Origin of the sequence: Sorangium sp. So ce128 (assembly GCF_051525245.1) — a bacterium.
Classification (GTDB): domain Bacteria; phylum Myxococcota_A; class Polyangia; order Polyangiales; family Polyangiaceae; genus Sorangium; species Sorangium cellulosum_B.
In genome coordinates, this window is record NZ_CP150313.1 from 12,048,920 (window position 1) to 12,066,887 (window position 17,968).

The 17,968-nt window shown below is 71.5% G+C and carries 8 protein-coding genes; 6 read left to right on the forward strand and 2 right to left on the reverse strand.

Features of this window, described 5'->3' with window-relative positions:
* The first annotated feature begins 248 nt into the window (after positions 1-248).
* Positions 249-2,846: a caspase family protein gene (locus tag WME82_RS45705; protein WP_438040458.1), complete on the forward strand. Its 2,598-nt coding sequence runs from the start codon at positions 249-251 to the stop codon at positions 2,844-2,846.
* A gap of 214 nt (positions 2,847-3,060) precedes the next feature.
* On the opposite strand, the gene WME82_RS45710 is transcribed toward WME82_RS45705, so the two are convergent.
* Entirely contained in the window at positions 3,061-4,785 is a 1,725-nt protein-coding gene (locus WME82_RS45710) for an ABC transporter substrate-binding protein (protein ID WP_438040459.1), read from the reverse strand.
* A gap of 520 nt (positions 4,786-5,305) precedes the next feature.
* Here WME82_RS45710 and WME82_RS45715 point away from each other — a divergent pair.
* The 3 genes from WME82_RS45715 to WME82_RS45725 all read left to right on the forward strand — a co-directional run bounded on the left by WME82_RS45715 (position 5,306) and on the right by WME82_RS45725 (position 8,727).
* Positions 5,306-6,169: a hypothetical protein gene (locus WME82_RS45715; RefSeq protein ID WP_438040460.1), complete on the forward strand. Its 864-nt coding sequence runs from the start codon at positions 5,306-5,308 to the stop codon at positions 6,167-6,169.
* 185 nt (positions 6,170-6,354) lie between these two features.
* Positions 6,355-7,377, forward strand: coding sequence for a hypothetical protein (locus tag WME82_RS45720; RefSeq protein WP_438040461.1), 1,023 nt, complete (start codon positions 6,355-6,357; stop codon positions 7,375-7,377).
* Positions 7,378-7,434: 57 nt separating this feature from the next.
* On the forward strand, positions 7,435-8,727 hold the full coding sequence (locus WME82_RS45725; protein ID WP_438040462.1) for a PP2C family protein-serine/threonine phosphatase: 1,293 nt from the start codon (positions 7,435-7,437) through the stop codon (positions 8,725-8,727).
* A gap of 139 nt (positions 8,728-8,866) precedes the next feature.
* On the opposite strand, the gene WME82_RS45730 is transcribed toward WME82_RS45725, so the two are convergent.
* Positions 8,867-10,156, reverse strand: coding sequence for a right-handed parallel beta-helix repeat-containing protein (locus WME82_RS45730; protein ID WP_438040463.1), 1,290 nt, complete (start codon positions 10,154-10,156; stop codon positions 8,867-8,869).
* A gap of 700 nt (positions 10,157-10,856) precedes the next feature.
* Between WME82_RS45730 and WME82_RS45735 the strand changes: the two genes are divergently transcribed.
* On the forward strand, positions 10,857-14,513 hold the full coding sequence (locus WME82_RS45735; RefSeq protein WP_438040464.1) for an FIST N-terminal domain-containing protein: 3,657 nt from the start codon (positions 10,857-10,859) through the stop codon (positions 14,511-14,513).
* Between the two features lie 67 nt (positions 14,514-14,580).
* On the forward strand, positions 14,581-17,937 hold the full coding sequence (locus WME82_RS45740; protein WP_438040465.1) for a protein kinase domain-containing protein: 3,357 nt from the start codon (positions 14,581-14,583) through the stop codon (positions 17,935-17,937).
* Positions 17,938-17,968: the final 31 nt, after the last annotated feature.

Sequence of the window (17,968 nt, forward strand, 5' to 3'; positions counted from 1 at the left end):
TTGAGGGTGGCGACGTACTCGCTCGCGACGCTGGAAATGCCTGATGACACCGTGTCCAGGCGGCCCGAAAGCAGGCCGTCTGGGCGCTCGCTCGCTCCCTTGTCTCCCCGGTCTCGATACGGCGGCAGGGGCGGGGCCCTCACCGGTTGAGCGAAGCGAGGTCCACCAGCGTGCCCGGCAATCCTATCGAGAGCGCCTGACGGTCGCTCGGTCTCGGCCTCGCCCCGCTTTTGACAGGAGGTATTCACATGGCATCGAAGAGAGCGTTATTGACGGCGATCAACAACTACGGTAGCGAGGAGAACAACCTCCCGAGCTGTCTCGAGGATGCAGTCAAGTTCCGTTCGCTGCTGAGCGAGCGCTACGGCTTCAGTGAGTTCAAGGAGCTCTACGACGGCGACGCTACCGTCGCCAACGTGGAGGAGGGGCTCGCCTGGCTATTCGAGAATGTCGGCCCTGATGACCGGCTGGTCTTCTTCTACTCTGGCCATGGCTTTCAGCAGCCGCGTGGCGAGAACCTCGAAGAGTGCCTGGTCCTCGGCGACATGCAGTTCCTGTTCGACAACCGCCTGAGCGAGCTCAGCCAGACGGCCCCACCTGGCGTGCTCACGGTGGTGCTCGATTCTTGTTTCTCCGGCGGGATGCAGAAGCAGGTCGCGATGGGCGGGCGCGTCGAGCTCGTGCGCAGCAAGGCGTGGTCACCGTCGCCGGACGTGCAGCAGCAGCAAAAGAGCCTCATCGGCCGGCCGCTCGTCCCGCGGCCCTTCGGCAGCGTGCAGATCGCGAGCGACGCGGGCGTCAAGCGGCTGGTGCTGGGCCGGGAGGCGATCGCCGCGGGGAAGGCGGCCGCGCCGGGCGAAGGCGGTGGGGACGAGACCGATCAGCTCACCTTCAATGGACTGCTGCTCTCCGCCTGCTCCGAGAACGAGACGGCGGCGGCCTCGACCTCGGCGACCGAGGGCCTGTCGGCCTTCTCGTCCGCGCTGCAGCAAGTGCTCGGCGCTGCGGGCGACGAGCCGTCGATTGCCGAGGTGCACGAGGGCGTCCGCGCCAAGCTCCAGGAGATGGGGTTCCGGCAGACTCCGCTCTTGAAGGTGCCGGCGGAGCCGGCCGGCCTCGCTGAGTCGAGCTTCCTGACGCTGGCTCCTGGCGCAGCCGCCGCGCCGGCCGAGGCACCCGGCCAGCCCGCGAAGGGCGCCGCGAAGAGCGCCCAGCCCACGAGGGCCACGGCCGACAGCGCAGCGCCCGGCTCGCCGCCGAACGCCAGGCCGGCGACCGGTGGCGCCGCGACGTCGCCGACCACGCCGGCGGAGGGGCAGCCACGGCAGCCCCAGGCCGAGCCGACCCCCGCGGGCGCAACAGCAGCGCGGCCCGCGACGCAGCAGCAGCGCCCGGCCGAGGCAGCCCCTGAGGGCGCCACAGCGCGGCCCGCGACGCAGCAGCAGCGCCCGGCCGAGGCAGCGCCCGCGGGCGCGACAGGAGCGCGGCCCGCGACGCCGCCGGCCGCCGCGGCGGGCGGACAGCAGCGGCAGCGAGGTGCGACGTCCCAGGCGACAGGCACGGCGGCCGCACCACCGGTGAACACGGACAGGAGAGAACAGGAGGGCGCTTCGATGGATACCATGCAAATGAGCGAAGAGAAGTGGATAGGCCTTGCCGCCAGCGTCACCGCATCGCTCGTCCCGGAGGTGATCCGGGCGGTCCGGCGCAAGGACTTCGCGCCCGAAGCCGGGGCCGCGAACGGTGGGTACGCCGGCAACGGCGAGTTCGCAGGCGCGGAAGAGAAGTGGGTGGCGGCGCTCGCGCGGGTGGCTGTGCCAGCCGCGATCAGCGCGGTGCCGGGCATGATCAACGCAATCCGAGGCAAAGACGCCTCCTTCGAGCAGGCCTCGCCGGCGGCGAACAGGCTGCCTGCCGGCGGCGCCGAGGGCGAAGGCTGGCAGCCGCAGCAGCGCCCGGCCGGGCCTGCGCCCGCTGGCGGAGCCGCGGCGCGGCCCGCGACGGCGCCGGCCATCGCCGCGGGCGGGGCGCCGCGGCAGCAAGGCGCGACGTCCCAGGCGACAGGCGCCGGGGCGCCACAGGCCAACACGGGCATGAGAGCGCAGGCGGGAGCGCCGGCGGATGCCACGCAAATGAGTGAAGAGAAGTGGATAGGCCTCGCTGCCAGCGTCACCGCATCGCTCGTCCCCGAGGTGATCCGGGCGGTCCGGCGCAAGCAGTTCGCGCCCGAAGCGCCGGCCACGGACGGTGGGTACAACACCGGTGACGGCGATGCCGCAGGTGCGGAGGAGAAGTGGGTGGCGGCGCTCGCGCGCGCGGCTGTGCCAGCCGCGATCAGCGCGGTGCCTGGCATGATCAGCGCGATCCGAGGCAAAGACGCCTCCTTCGAGCAGACCCCGCCGGCTGCGACCCGGCTGCCCGCTGGCGGCGCCGAAGGCGAAGAGAAGTGGCTGCCGCTCGCCATCGGGATCGCCACCTCGGTCGTTCCGGAGGTGATCCGGGCGGTCCGGCGCAAGGACTTCGCGCCCGAAGCCGCGGCCGCCAACGGTGGGTACGCCGGGAACGGCGATACCGCAGACGCCGAGGAGAAGTGGGTCGCGGCGCTGGCGCGGGCGGCTGTCCCGGCTGCGATCAGCGCGGTGCCTGGCATGATCAGCGCGATCCGAGGCAAAGACGTCTCCTTCGAGCTGGCGCCGCCGGCGGCGAGCCAGCTGCCCGCTGGCGGCGCCGAGGGCGAAGAGAAGTGGCTACCGCTCGCCATCGGGATCGCCACCTCGGTCGTTCCGGAGGTGATCCGGGCGGTCCGGCGCAAGGACCTCTCCCTCGGGTTCGGGGCCGCCGCCTGACGCACGGCCAACGCAGAAGAGATTTGGGTGGAGGCGCTCGCACGTGGGGTGGAATTTACAGGGAGGCGGGGAGACGGGGAGTGAGATCTCATGAATCTCCCCGTCTCCCTGTTCAATTTCTCGCTAAAAATGCCAACAAAATGAGAGGAGTTGTCAGGAGGGGATCACCGTCGACGCGGCCGGCGGGGTATCCCCCGCGGAGGCCCGCGGCGCGTCACTTCGGCCTGAGCTCCGTGAGGACGAGCAGGTACTCTGGCGGGTTGTTCGGCGACAGCTTGGCGTACGGGTTCTCCTTGGTGGGGAAGCCGGTGAAGCGCTTCGTGCTGTACTCGCCCCAGGAGGGATTCTTGAAGAGCGGGATCACCGGCGCGTTCTGCGCGTAGAGCATCTGCACCTCGTCGAGGATGCGCTTCTGCTCCGCTGACTCCGTCGCTGCCTCGAACTGCTGGAGCAGCTTGTCGGCCTCCTTGTCGCCGTAGCGGTGCCAGTTGCGCGCGCTCGCCTCGCCGACGGGCTTCACGAGCTCCGCGGACATGAGATCTCGGTAGTAGTTGTAGGGCGTCGGCTCGACGGTGGTCCACCCCATCGACATGTCGAACGTGCCCTTCTGGAGCGCCTCGAAGAACGCGCTGAAATCGTACGCCTTGAGCGAGGCGTCGATGCCGAGCTGCTTGAGGTTCTGCGTCATGATCTGGACCGCGCGGACCCAGTCGGACCAGCCGGTGACGACGTTGATCTCGAAGCGCATGGGCTTGCCGTCCTTCACCCGGATCCCGTCCGGGCCCGGCGCGTACCCGGCCTCGTCGAGGAGCTGCTTCGCCCTCGCCACGTCGAGCTTCACCCAGTCGCCCGCCGCCACGGCCTTCGGGTTGCGCCAGCGCTCGTAGGAGTCGTCGAGCCCCGTCGCGTCCGCCGGCTGGGTGTAGTCGTTGGACGCGATCTTCACGATCTGCGCCCGATCGATGCCCATGCTGATCGCCTTGCGCACGCGCACGTCGTCGAACGGCTTCTTCGTGCTGTTCGGGTAGAGCGTGGCCATGCCGCCGACGAGCGGGAACCAGTAATGGTGGTTCGCCGGGTCCTTGGCGACATAGACCTTCTCGATCTCGGGGACGAACGCGCCCGCCCAGTCGACCTCGCCGTTGATGATCGCCAGGTTGACCTGATCGTTGCCCGGGTACGCCGGGAAGCGCAGCCCATCGACGGCCGGCTTCCCCTTCTGCCAGTAGTTCGGGTTCTTGCCGAGCTCGTACACCTGGTTCTGGAAGGTCTTGATCTCGGTGAACGGCCCCGTCGCCACGGGGTTCTCGTTCGCGTACGTGACCGGATCGGCGACGTCCTTCCATTTGTGCTCCGGCACGATCGGCTGGTGGCCGATGTAGCTGAGCCCCGGGACATACGGCCGCTTCAACGCGAACTCGACGGTCGTGTCGTCCGTCGCCTTCACGGACTCGACGAACTTCCACACCCCCGAGAGGTCGAGCGCGGCGTGCTTCTTCAGGAGCTCGAACGTGAACACCACGTCCTTCGCCGAGAACGCTTGTCCATCCGACCACTGGACGCCGGAGCGGGTCGTCAAGGTGAGCCTCTTGTTCCCGTCGCTCCACGCGTATTTCGTGGCGAGCCACGGCGTGTACTCGCCCTTCATCGTGTTGAAGATGAGCATCGGCTCGTAGATGCCGGCGAGCGTCGGGAACCGCACGCTCCCCTCGGCGAGCAGGGGGTTGAAGCTCCGCACCCAGGAAGCCTGCTGCTCCCTCGAGATCGTGACCATCGAGGCGCCCTTCGCCGCAGGCTTCGACGCGGGCGCCGCCGACCCGTCCGGCGCGCCACGCGCCGCCTCGGCTTTCTCCTTGGAAGAGCAACCCGCAGCGGCGCTGGCGGAAAGCATCAGCGCCGATAGAAAGAAGATGCGACGCGACATAAGTCCAGTCTTCATGACAAGCCTCTCCGCGCGGGCGACGTCGGGTCCCCGCGACGCTCCATCCCCGTGACAGCGCGCGGCGCCGAAGCCCGGCAAACAAGGGACGACGGACGAGCGCGCGAGGTCCTCCACGCCGTGCTCGGCATGGCAAGGCGCACTTTACCGGTTAAGTCATGTGGGTGTCAATGTGCAGATCTGGCAGGCGCCGCGCGCTCCGCCGCCGCCGTCCGGCGAGGGACGCCTGGACTGGAACTGAACTGGAACTGGACTGGAACTGGAACTGGACTGGAACTGGACTGGAACTGGAGGTGGAACTGGAACTGAAGGTGGAGGTGGACGCCTGTCCGAGCGGGTCGCGCGCCCGCGCGCGCGCAACCCAAACAGGCGAGCCCTCCGCCTTCATGCTTCATGTCGGAGAGAAGGCGCTGTCTGAAAGTTAACCGTGTTGACAAACCGCCGGCGGAAAAGATAGAGATCGTAGTGTTGGCCTGAACTTGAAATCGATTCACTTCCCCTCTGCCAAGGAGCTCCTCCCATGAGATCGAATCCGCTGATGAACAAGCCCTGGAGCGCTCATCTCGGCTCGGCGTTGGCGCTGATCGTCGCTCCCCTGGCGCTGGGCTGTGTGAGCGAGATGGGCGATGAGGACGAGGGGACCCTGGACGAGCCCGTCGGGGAGGCCCAGGCGGCGATCGGCTGGTCGGGGTACAGCTGGGGATGCGGCGGGAGCTGCGAGCTCAACCTGGGGACGGACGTCGACCGGACGTGTTTCCTCGCAGGCGTCTGGGGCAAGCTCGGGGCCAGCTCTCAGGCCGCGGTGCGCGTACAGCGGTCCGGCGGCGACTGGATCCTCGACGTCGATGCCGCCAGCGGCCAGAACCTGGGCGCCAACGCCGTGTGCGTCAACACGGCGGAGAACAGGACGGCTCAATTCACCTGGACCTGGGGACCGGGGGAGGGCCTGCCGACGAGCCTGGGATTCGGCACGTCGTCACGGCGGTGCTTCCTCACGCAGGTGATCAGCGACGGCGCGTTCAGGTTCAACAACTGGATCACGGACTACGCGAGGGTGCGAAAGGATGCCTCGGGCGAATGGTTCCTCGAGGGCGTCAGCACCACGGGCGTGGATACCCCGGTGACGGCCACGGTGAAGGCCATCTGCGTGGACGTGCCGCAAAACTACGGTGCATGGCAGTGGCTCGCCGGCAACAACCATCGCATCGATCCTCTGGCGAGCAATTCGGTCGGCGGGGTGGCGTGCGGCATGACAGGGCTGGGCGGGCCCTTCACGTCGAACAACTGGACCGATGGCGTCTGGCTCGAGTACAATCCAACGACGCTCGACTGGGAGCAGCACACCGTCAACAACAAGACGGCCTGGTCTCAGTGCGTCCGGTGACCGGCACGGCGGCGCCGCCGCCCCTGCATGTGCGGTCGTCTGCGGGGGCGAGCGTCCCCCGCGCCTCCACGCCCACGCGGCGGCTCGGCGTCTTCACGGCGCCTCTCGGACGCGCGCTGTGATGTAATGGGCCGTGTCCACCCCCCAGGGCAGCGGCTGCCCGGGGGATAACCCGCGGTGAGCCCTTGAGCGCCTCTCCTCCCAAAGCGACGATCGCCGTCCTCGAGCGGAACCGCGTCGTCGGCCAGCGCATCGCCCGCGCGATGTCCGCTGCCTCCGGCCTGCAGGACGTCCCCGTCGCCAGCGATCCCGCCGAGCTGCGCGCCCGGCTGTCCGAGCGACCCCTGCTGCTCGGCTGCGACGCCGCCGATCTCGACCTCGCGCTCGAGTGGGCGGCCGAGCGGTACCCCAGCATGCACCTGCTCGTGTGGACCTCGGGCAGCACCGACGCGATCCTCCACGCCGCCCTGAAGGAGCCCCGCCTCTCCAGCATCGTCGGCTGGCCGAGCTTCGCCTCCATGCCGCGGCCCTGGGAGATCGCCCTCGCCGCCCGCCGCATCCTCAAGCCGCTCGCCCTGCCGCCTCGGCTCTCCGACCTGCTCTCCTGGGGCGCCACCATCGTGAAATGGCGCCCCCGCACGAGCGACGACCGCGACCGCACCGTCGCCGAGGTCGCGCACTGGGCCGAGCGCTCCGGCGCCCCCGCGCGGGTCGCCGAGCGGATCGCCGCCCTCGCGCACGAGCTGCTCATGAACGCCATGTACGGCGCCCCCGTCGACCGCCGCGGCCGCCCCCGCTACGCGCACGACAGGCGGCGCGACCTCGTGCTCGAGGAGAACGAGATCCCCACCCTGCGCCTCGGCACCGACGGCGCGTACCTCGCCCTCCAGGCCCACGATCCGTTCGGCGGCCTCCGGCGACACCACGTCTTCGAGGGCATCACCCGCGGCCTGAGCGCCCGCGGCGCCGACTCGACAAGCGCCCCCGTGCTCGACACGTCGCGCGGCGGCGCCGGGCTCGGCATGCTCAAGATCTACGCGGCCGGCGCCGTGCTGGTCGTCGACGTCTCGCCCATGGCCTCGACCATGGTCACGTCCTTCTGGGACCTCGACGTCAACCCGCGCGAGTTCCGCTCGCTCCCGGCGTCCCTCCACTTCTTCGAGCGCTCCACGCCGGCGATGGAGACGCTGGAGCGGACCGGGTGGTGACGCCCGCGCTCGCCGCGCGCGGCGCAAGAGGACAACGAGCCGGCCGAGGCGGGCGCCATGGCTGAGATCGATCCGCTCCTCGCGCGGCAGCTCAGGCGCCTCGGGCTCGAGGACCTCGACGCGCCGCCCGACAAGGAGACCTGGCACAAGGTGGTCGCGCGCATCAGCGAGCACTACCGCCACGTCGCCGACGATCGGAACCTGCTCACCCGCTCGCTCGACCTCTCCACGAACGAGATGGGCGCGCTGCACCGCCAGCTCCTGGCCGAGCGGGACCGCCTGCGCAGCGTCGTCGTGGCCATCGGGGACGCGCTGACCATCTTCCACGACGCCGCGAGCTCGCAGGTCGAGCCGTCGCGTCCGATCGAGGTCGGATCGACGATCTCCACGGCCAAGCGGCGCTTCGCGTCGAAGCTCGGCGAGCTCTTCTCCCTGAGCAGCGCGGCGCCCGGCGGCGCGACCCAGGCCGCGCCTGGCAGCGCGACCCAGGCCCCCGCCGGCCAGGACGCCGCAGGCGCGAGCGGCTCGGACGAGGCCATCAACGAGGTCCGCGTCCAGCTCGTCGCGCTCGGGGACCGGCTGGTGCAGCTGCTCTACGACACGGCGGAGAAGGCGTCGCTGAAGAAGCAGCTCGAGGTCGCGCGCGCCGTCCAGCAGATGCTCGTGCCGAGCGAGGACGTCATCGAGCGGCCCTCCCTGCGGCTCGCCAGCCACTTCCAGCCCGCGGCGGAGTGCGGCGGCGACTGGTGGACGTTCCACGATCTGCCGGACGGCAGGCTGCTCACCGTCGTCGGCGACGTGACCGGGCACGGCATCTCGTCCGCGATCATCACGGGGGCGGCGAAGGCCGCCTGCGACGTCGTGCGCACGTTCGCGCGCGAGGCGATCAGCCCGGCGCAGCTGCTGCGGGTCATGAACTGCTCGATCTTCGAGGCGGGGCAGCAGAAGTTCCTGATGACGTGCGCGGCGTGCATCTTCGACCCCGGCGCCGGCTCGATGACCCTCGCGAACGCCGGGCACCCGTTCCCCTACCTGGTCAGGAACAACGCGATCCGGCAGCTCGCCGCGCAGGGCGAGCCGCTCGGCGCGGCGAGCTCGGCCGAGTACACGTCGAGCACCGTCGCCCTGGAGGGCGGCGACGCGCTCCTCTGGTTCACCGACGGCGTGACCGAGTGCGAGAACGAGTCGAGCGAGCAGTTCAGCGAGAAGCGGCTGCGATCGCTCTTCCAGAGCGTGGCCGCCTGCGCGCCCGAGGAGGCGAGGGACGCGATCGTCGCGGCGGTGTCCAGGTTCCGCGGCGAGCGCGCCCTCGACGACGACGTGACGCTCGTCGTGGCCCGCGTGCGGTAGCCGACCCCGAGGACGGCGCCGCAGATCCCCCAGCGCGCCCTCGCCGCGGCCTCCACCCCGGTCGAGCTCCGCCTCTCACGGAGGTACGGCGTCCCGCGCTGCTGCGCGCAGCACCCCGCGAGCGCGACCCGATCGCCCTTCATTTGCCGCTGATGAACTCATAAGCACCGATGTCCCAGCCGGGCCCCTGGGGCCGAGCGACCCCGTCCAGATCGATGAGCACAGGGACGGCCGTTCCGCTGTCGATGGCCGGGGATCCTTGCCTCAGGTGGAAATCGGCGACGTTCGGGTTTTCGAAGAGCTCCGTCGGAGAGGCGATCAGCGAGTTCCTGTCGTAGCCGAGGCTCTGCCACGTGCTCAGGTTGATTATCGATCTGCCGCCGTTCGCGCTGAAGCGGTCCACGACGACGTTGTAGTCGCTCTCGAAGCCGTCGATGTCGGGCTGGTAGATCAGGATGGATCCCCTGTCGGCCCGCGGTGTGTAGAGGATGTTGTTCTTGATCTTGTTGCCGACCGGATCGGAGATGTTGCCCCTCGAGCGCGGCATGTTGAACACCCAGCGGCTGCCTTCCGCCATCACGATCGTGTTGTTGTAAACCTGGTTGCGGCTCGACCCCTCCGACCCGTCTATCGCATAGAGCGAGATGCCGCTCGCGTGGTTCTCGTAGAGCAGATTGTTCCTGAACATGCTGTCGCTGACCCCATCGCAGTTGATCGCCGAGGCCCCGGCCATGCCGTTTTCCCAGATCTCGTTCTGCTCGACGGTGGCGCCGGTGATGACGCCGTCGCCCGGCGTGAACCTCCTGTCGCCGTTCATGTGAACGCCAGCGGACGCGTTGTGATGGAGGAGGTTGCCGCGGATCAGGGGGCGATCTCCGCTGTTGCTGGTGTACACCCCATGCTCGCCGTTGAAGGCGGATTCGTTGTGCTCGATCACCGCATCGTCGCTGAACGCGGTAAATATGCCCGTCCGGCCGTTGTTGTGGACATAGCAGTACCTGACGGTGATGTCGCTTGTGCCGCGTAGATCGACGCCGGATCTGGGCGCGCCCGTCAGCTCGAAGCCCTCGATGATCCAATGGCTCACCGTGCCGCCAAAGAGCTCGACTTCGATGTGGCTTTCGTGTCTGTTCGCAGTCCCCAGCTCAACGATCGTGACGCCGGGCTCGGCCCTCAGGGTCTTTCTCCCTGCGCCCGGCGCCCCCGACTCCCCGATGCGACAGCCCTGACAGAGCCCGGGGCGCACGATGATCGTGTCGCCGTCATTGATGTTGTCGACGGCGAATTGAAGCGTCTGCCATGGGTCGTCCACTCCGCCCTCCCCGGCGTCATCGCCGAGCTCGCAGTCGACATAGTAAGTTGCCGCGAGGGCGCCCCTCTGAACCAGGAACGCTGTAGTCAATGTCAGCAAGAGGATCGTTGGTTTCATCCTGGTGCTCCTCTCTGTGCTGGAGATCGAAGCCGCCGTTTGAGGCGTGAGCTGACGTCTCCGCGAGTGGATAAGTGTTCGCCTTCGGCGCTATCCAGCGTCGAGGGATACGGCGAGTCGGGCCGCAATGATGGAATCCGGAAAAGGCGTCGGCAATCCAAATTCGCGAATTTCGTCGCGTGACTGACCGTCGATGACAGAGCGGCTTCGACGCTCAACTCATGATCTCATCGCAGGCGCCGGCGCACGTCCCAGACCGACGATCGGCGCTACGTGGTGGACGTGATCCCAGGCGCCAGCGTGGGTGGTTGGGATGTTCCAGAACCGAGTGAAGCCGTTGGGTTTGTTGGCTTTGTCGGTGGCTCAGCGGATCACGCTCTGGGTGTCATGCCGACCGCCGGCCGTCGGTCGAAGATTGTTTTGACCGATCGGAAACGCTCTGCGCCGGCCTTCCTCGAGCGTGCTCGACGAATCGATCGCCATCGAGCATGGCGAAGCGCTGGCCCCCTGCTCCCGGTCATGTGCGCCCAGGAGGGAGGCACGTTTCAGCGGTCGCCGTCGAACCAGGCCCGTCAGCCCGCCGCGCCGAGCCCAGGCGCCGCGCCGAGCGCCGGACGCAGCAGGCGGATGAGCGAGCTCCACCGTCACGTCGCGACGCCCGTCGTCGCCCGCGTGCTGTAGCCTGGGGGCGAGGAGCCCCATGATCCTCGAGACCTTCCACTACGATCGGGACACCAAGAAGTGGTCCGTGCGGGTGCTGCCGGTGCTCGACAGCGAGCGGACGCTGGTGCTGGCGTTCGGGGCGCCGGAGCTCCTCGACGACCCCGGGGCGATCCGCGAGCTGCGGCGGGCGTACCCGCGGTCGCACATGGTGGGGTGCTCGAGCGCCGGGGAGATCGCGGGCACGTCGGTGCGCGACGGGACGCTGACGGTGGCGGTGGCGCGGTTCGAGCGGACGACGCTCGCGACGGCGCAGGTGGAGGTGGCGAGCGCGCCTGCGTCGTTCGCCGCGGGGCAGGCGCTGGCGCGCAAGCTGGAGCGGCCGGGGCTGCGCGGGGTGCTCGTGCTGTCGGAGGGGCTCGGGGTGAACGGCAGCCAGCTGGTGCGCGGGCTGAACGCGGTGCTGCCGGAGTCGGTGGTGGTGACCGGGGGCCTGTCCGGGGACGGGACGCAGTTCAAGCGGACGTGGGTGTGCGCGGGGGACGTGGTGCGCAGCGGGCTCGTGGCGGCCGTGGGGCTGTACGGCGAGCACGTGGTGATCCAGCACGGGTCCAAGGGGGGCTGGGACAAGTTCGGGCCGGAGCGCGTGGTGACCCGCTCGGAGGGCAACGTGCTCTACGAGGTCGACGGCCGCCCGGCGCTCTCGCTGTACAAGGAGTACCTCGGGGACAAGGCGGCGGAGCTGCCGGCGTCGGCGCTCCTGTTCCCGCTGGCGTTGCGCGCGACGGCGCAGGACGAGAAGGCGCTGGTGCGGACGGTGCTGGCGGTGGACCACGACGCGCAGTCGCTGACGTTCGCGGGGGACGTGCCGAGAGGGCACCTGGTGCAGCTGATGAAGGCGGACTTCGAGCGGCTGATCGGGGGCGCGGAGCAGGCGGCGAGGGCGGCGAACGAGGCGGGAAGGGCGGGCGGGGACAGCGCGCTGGCGATCGCGATCAGCTGCGTGGGGCGCCGGATCGTGCTGGGCGACCGGACCGAGGAAGAGGTCGAGGCGGTGGCGGACGTGCTGCCGAAGGGCACGCAGGTGACGGGGTTCTACTCGTACGGGGAGATCTCGCCGTACGCGACCGGCCACTGCGACCTGCACAACCAGACCATGACCCTCACCGTGCTCTCCGAGGCGCCCACGCCGCTCGCCAGGAGCGAAGGCCCGCGGGAGCGAAGGCCGCGCGCCGCGAAGCGGGCGCCGGCCGTGGCGGCGCGCGTCGTCGCGCAGCCGGCCGGCGGGATGGCGGAGTTCGAGGAGCTCGAGATCGCGTCGGACTCGACCTTCACGTCCGAGACCTCCTTCGACGCGCCGGCGTCGGCGTCGAGCGCGACGCCCGGGCCGTCGCCGCTGTCGCCGGGGCGCGAGGGCGAGGAGCCGCGGCCGACCATCCGGGTGCCGCCGAACGGCCGCAGGGCGTCGCGCCCGCAAAGCGCCGAGCCCGCCTCGGGGCCGGTCTCGTCGGGGCACAGCCCCACCACCGTGGACCGGCCGCCGCCCGCCGCCTGGGCGCACCGCGCCGCGCCGACGCGGAGCGTGCCGCCCGCCGGCGCCGCCGGCCGCCTCGACAGCCTCGCGTTCGATCGGCGCACGATCGGCGACGTCCTCGTCGTCCGGCTCGCCGGGCGCATGACCGAGGCGTTCAAGGGGGCGGCGCTCGCGCGGGAGCTCGAGGGCAAGGTCCTGCTCGACCTCGCCGGCGTCGAGCGGATCACGTCGTTCGGCGTCCGCGAGTGGCTCCAGATGATCCATGCGGCCCAGCCGCGCCTCCGCGCCCTCTACCTCGCCCGCTGCTCCGAGCCGGTCATCAACCAGCTCAGCATGATCCGGCGGTTCGCCGGCAACGGGCGGGTCGTCTCGTTCTATGCGCCGTACTGCTGCGAGTCGTGCGGCGCCCAGTTCGAGCGCCTCGTCGACTGCGCCCACGACGCGGCCTCGCTCGCCGAGGGCAAGCCGCCCGACGCGGTGTGCCCCCGCTGCGATGGCGCCGGCGCCTTCGACGACGACGCGGAGACGTATTTCGGGTTCGTCGCCCAGCACGGCGCCGGCGCGATCCCGCCGGAGGTGCGCGAGATCCTCCACGAGCTCGAGAGGGCCGACGAGCCCGCCGTCGGCGACGTGGTGGAGAAGTCCGTCGAGGGGCGCGTCACGCGCTTCAAGGTGGGCAGCAAGCTGACCGCGACGATCCGCTGGAGCCGCATCATCGACGGCCTCGAGGGCCAGGTCGTCTTCGATCTGAGCAGCGTCCCCGCGGTCACCGCCGACGGCGCGGCGCGCTTCGAGTCGGCGCTCCGCAAGCTCGACGGCGCCGTCGAGGCGATCCGCATCGAGGGCTGTCCCCGGCTGCTCGCCGAGCGCACGGCGGGCCCCTCGTGGCCCGAGCTCGCGCGGATCGAGTCCGCGGTCGTCGAGGGCCGCTGCGCGTCCTGCAGCGCGACCCGGACGGTGCTCGTCGAGGTCGATCGGCACGCCCCCCTGCTCCGCGGCGGCCAGGACCCGAGCGTCACCTGCAAGCGCTGCAACACGCCGCTCGCCTTCGACGGCTCCCGCTCGCTGCTCTACGTCCTCGGCGCCCACGCGACGCGCGCCCCCTCGGTCCCGCCGCCGCCCGCTCTGCCTGCGGCGAGCTCGCAGCAGCAGCCGGCCGCGGCGCCCCGGTCGCAGCAGCACGGCGCGGGCGCCGCCGCGCCGCAGCAGCGCGGCGCGGGCGGCAACGCGGCGTTCCTCGCGTTGCTCGGCGGGGTGGCGCTCGCGGCCGCCGGCTTCGCGGCGTGGCGCGGCGGCGTCGGCCCCGCCGCGCCAGGGGCCTCGGCGGCGCCCGCTGCTTCGGCAGCGCCCGCGGCCTCGGCGGCCCCAGCGGCCTCGGCGGCGCCCGCGGCGGAGGCGCGCGCGCCGGCGCCGCCCGCGAGCGGCCCCGGCACGGCGGGCTGGTCGGTCATGGACGACCTCCCGCCCGCGTGGGTGGAGCGGCCGTTCGTCGTCGAGGGCGAGAGCGTGCTCGTCGTCGGCCGCGGCGGCCCCGCGGCGAGCGAGTCGGGCGCGCTCGCGGCGGCGCGCAACGGCGCGATCGAGCGCCTCACGTCCGGCCTCGCCGCGGAGCTCGCGGGCTCTCCCGCGGCCGAGCTCCTCGTCGCGCAGCCGCCGGCCGAGGCCAGGGCGGCGCAGCGCGCGGAGATCGTCGAGCGCATCGCCGGGCGCTTCCTCGCGCAGGTCGGAGCCTTCGCGACGCCCGAGCGCGTGGACGCCGTCGTGCGGCGGGAAGGCGACGGCGTGCTCGCCTTCGCGCGGTACAGGCTGTCCCGGCAGAGCTTCGACGCGGCCGCGGAGCTCTACCGCCAGACGGCCACGTTCCAGGGGCTCACCGTGGCGCGCTTCTTCCCGCAGCTCGAGGCGCGGGTACGCACCTCCGGCGAGCTCGTCGTCGTCGCGGCGGAGCGCCCGCAGCGCGGCGCGGATCCAGGGATCGTCGCGGGGGACATCGTGCTCTCGGTCAACGATCGCCCCGTCCATTCGGTCGAGATCTTCGGGAAGGCCGCGGCGGACGCGTGGGCGCGCGCGCCGGCCGGTGGTACGATGACCCTCCAGATCGAGTCGCGCGGTGAGCGCCGCAGCGTGAGCTTCGCGAAATCCCAGGCCGAAGGCCCTCGATGAGCACCATGACCGCCCGCCGCGCTCCTGGAGAAGTGACGCCGCCGGCCCGAGCGATGGAGGTGGTCGAATGACCGAGCGCCACGCCGCCGGCCCCATGAGCGTCGGCTCGCGCCACCCCACCACGCTCGGCAGGTACAGCCTGATCAAGAAGATCGGCATGGGCGGCATGGCCGAGATCTGGGTGGCCTCCGTCGCGGGCATCTCGGGCGTGAGGAAGATCTGCGTGGTCAAGCGCATCCTCCCGCACCTCGTCGACAGCCCCGAGTTCGTGCGGATGTTCCTCGACGAGGCGCGCATCGCCGCCACCCTGGACCACCCCAACCTCGTCCAGATGTACGACATCGAGGACGTCGACGGCGTGCCGGTCATCGCGATGGAGTACCTCCACGGCGAGGATCTCAGGACCGTCCGGAAGTCGCTCCGGTCGGCGAACCGGCGGATGCCGATCGAGCACGCGATCACCATCGCGGCGGGCATCGCGGCCGGGCTCCACTACGCGCACGAGAAGGTCGGCTTCGACGGCAAGCCGCTCGACATCGTCCACCGCGACGTGTCCCCGCACAACGTGATCGTCACCTACGACGGGGCCGTGAAGATCCTCGACTTCGGGATCGCGAAGGCGACGAACCGCGTCAACGAGACGCGCGACGGCGCGCTCAAGGGCAAGGTCCCGTACATGTCGCCCGAGCAGTGCACGAGCGAGCACCTCGATCGCCGGAGCGACATCTACTCGGTCGGCCTCCTGCTCTACGAGATGTCGACGGGGAGCCGGATGTTCCGGCGCGGCGCCACCGAGTTCGAGCTGATGCGGGCGATCGTCGAGGACCCCGTGCTGCCGCCGAGCGAGGTCTGCGCCGACTACCCGCCGGGGCTGGAGCGCATCCTGCTCAAGTGCCTGGAGCGGGATCGGGAGAAGCGGTACGCGACCGCGAGGGATCTCCAGATCGACCTCGAGGCGTTCGCCCGGGAGGAGCGGCTCGCCACCTCGGCGCTCGCCCTGTCGTCGTTCATGTCGGAGCTGTTCGGCCAGCGCGTGGAGGTGTGGCGGGGCGCGCTCGCCTCGGGGGCGGACCTCGAATCGCACGTCGTCGAGAAGCAGGAGGCGATACAGAACGAGGACTCCTTCGCGGGCGCGCTCGACGCCGTGGGCGGGGCGCCGCAGGCCGCCGAGACCGGCCGCCCCGGCGGGGCCGCCACGAAGCTTTCGGCGCCGCTCTTCGCGGCGTCGCGGCCCGACGCCGCGGGGGATCTGGACACGCCGCCGCGATCCAGGAGGCTCCCCGCGCTGTCGCTCGCGGACGCCGGCCCCGGGGCGGAGCCCGAGGGGGCGCACGGGCACGGGCCGCGGGCCCTCACGGTGACCAAGCGGAGGCTGGGCAGCCTGCTGATCGTCTCGCTGTCGGGGCGGATGACCGAGGAGCTCCAGGGCCTCGCGGTCGCGCGCGGCATCTCCGGCCGCGTGCTCTTCGATCTGGGCGGGGTGCAGCGGGTCACGTCGTTCGGCGTGCGCGAGTGGATGGCGATGCTGGCCGAGGTGTCGCGGAGCGCGTCCGAGATCTACATCGGCCGCTGCACCGAGCCGATCGTGAACCAGATCAGCATGATTCGCCGCTTCTTCGGGGACGGGCGCGTCGTGTCGTTCTACGGCCCGTACCGGTGCGAGCGCTGCGGCGCTGCCTTCGATCGGCTGTTCGACTGCGACAGGGACGCGCACCTCGTCAGGACGCACGAGCCGCCCGCGAGCCCCTGCCCGCGCTGCGGCGCGGCGGCGGTGTTCGACGACGACGCCGAGAGCTACTTCGCGTTCGCGGCGAGCCAAGCGGGGATCGATCTGCCGGCGGACGTGCGGGCGGCGCTCGACGAGCTCGCGCGGCTCGACGCGGGGACCCACGAGGCGATCGAGAAGACGGTCGACGAGCGCGGGACGCGCATCCGCGTGCGCTGCAAGCTCGACGCGCACGTGCGGTGGAAGCGCGCGCTCGACGGGATCGAGGGGGCGCTGGTGCTCGATCTCGCGGGCGCGGCGGGGGTGACGTCCGAGGGCGCGAGGGCGCTCGCGCTGTCGCTCCGCGCGCTGGGCGGCGAGGTGACGTCGATCCAGATCGAGGGCTGTCCCGTGGTGCTGCTCGAGCACCTCGCCTCCGAGAGCCCCCCGCTGCGGGCGGAGGTGGTCTCGGCGATCGTCGAGGGCACCTGCGAGCGGTGCAACGCGCCCCGGCAAACGCTGCTCGACGTGAACGAGGCCGCGCACGCCGCCCGCGAGGACCGGGAGCCGTACGTGCCGTGCAAGCGGTGCAACGCGCCGCTCGCGTTCCCGTGGCTCCGGCCGGCGCTGAGGCGCCTCGGCGCCGCGCCGGAGCCGACGCCGACGCTCGCCGGAGCGCCCGAGCCGGCGACGAAGCGCTCTGCCGCGGGGGGGCACGTGACGACGGCGGGGGCGGGCGCAGGGGCAGGGGCGCCCGCAGGCGCAGCGGCGCCGGCGGGGGCGGGCGCGGGCGCAGCGGCGCCGGCAGCGGCGCGCGCGGGCGCAGCGGCGCCGGCGGGGGCGTCTCCGCCTGCCGCGGCCGTCTCGGCGGCCCGCGGCTCCAGCTCGCGCGGGGTGCTCGCGGCGTTCGCGGCGGGAGCGCTGCTCGTCCTCGCCGTGGCCTTCGCCTACCAGGGCCGGGGACGCCCGCGCACCGCCGCCGGGGCGGACCCGCCGCCCGCGCCGAGCTCGGGGTGGCGCGCGGCGCCGCCGGCCGAGGAGAGCCCTCCGTGGATGGACCGGCCGTTCACCGCCGAGGGCGACGCGATCTTCGTGGTCGGCGAGGGCTCGGGCGCTAGCCGAGAGGCGGCGCTCGCGGTCGCGCGCGCCGACGCGATCTCCCGGCTCGCGAGCAACGTCGTGCCGGCGCTCGCGGGGTCGCAGGCCTACGGCTTCATCCAGGCGCACGGCGGCGGCGCGCGCCGCGCCGGCATGGCGGAGGCCGAGGCGAGCCGCTACCTGAAGCAGGTCGGCGCGTTCGCCACCCCCGAGCGCGTCGACGCGCGCTTCCAGGAGCGCGGCGGCGCGGTGGCGGCCGTCGCGCGCTACCGCATGCGCAAGGAGAGCTTCGACGCGGCCGTGCAGAGCTACCGGAGGACGGTCAGCGCGCTCGGGCTGACCGCGGCGCCCCTCTTTCCGCTGCTCGAAGGCGCGCTGAAGACGAGCGGAGACGCCGTCGTGGTCGCCGTGGAAGACCGCGGCCCCGCCGCGGCCGCGGGCGTCCGCGTCGGCGACGCGGTGGTCGCGATCAATGGCCGGCCGCTCGTCAGCTTTGAAGCGATGCGTCATGCGCTGCCGAGCGCGCAGGAGGGCGCCACCCTCGAGCTCACGCTCGAGTCGGGCGGCGCGCGGCGGACGATCGCGATCAAGAGGCCGAGCGGGGCGCGGGAAGGGGGCTGAGCCAGGGCGGGCCGCGCCGCCGTGGTGCGCT

Coding starts and splice junctions, on each gene's coding strand:
- WME82_RS45725 (WP_438040462.1), top strand. CDS start 7,435: ATGGCTGAGATCGATCCGCTCCTCGCGCGGCAGCTCAGGCGCCTCGGG.
- WME82_RS45730 (WP_438040463.1), bottom strand. CDS start 10,156: ATGAAACCAACGATCCTCTTGCTGACATTGACTACAGCGTTCCTGGTT.
- WME82_RS45710 (WP_438040459.1), bottom strand. CDS start 4,785: ATGAAGACTGGACTTATGTCGCGTCGCATCTTCTTTCTATCGGCGCTG.
- WME82_RS45740 (WP_438040465.1), top strand. CDS start 14,581: ATGACCGAGCGCCACGCCGCCGGCCCCATGAGCGTCGGCTCGCGCCAC.
- WME82_RS45705 (WP_438040458.1), top strand. CDS start 249: ATGGCATCGAAGAGAGCGTTATTGACGGCGATCAACAACTACGGTAGC.
- WME82_RS45735 (WP_438040464.1), top strand. CDS start 10,857: ATGATCCTCGAGACCTTCCACTACGATCGGGACACCAAGAAGTGGTCC.
- WME82_RS45715 (WP_438040460.1), top strand. CDS start 5,306: ATGAGATCGAATCCGCTGATGAACAAGCCCTGGAGCGCTCATCTCGGC.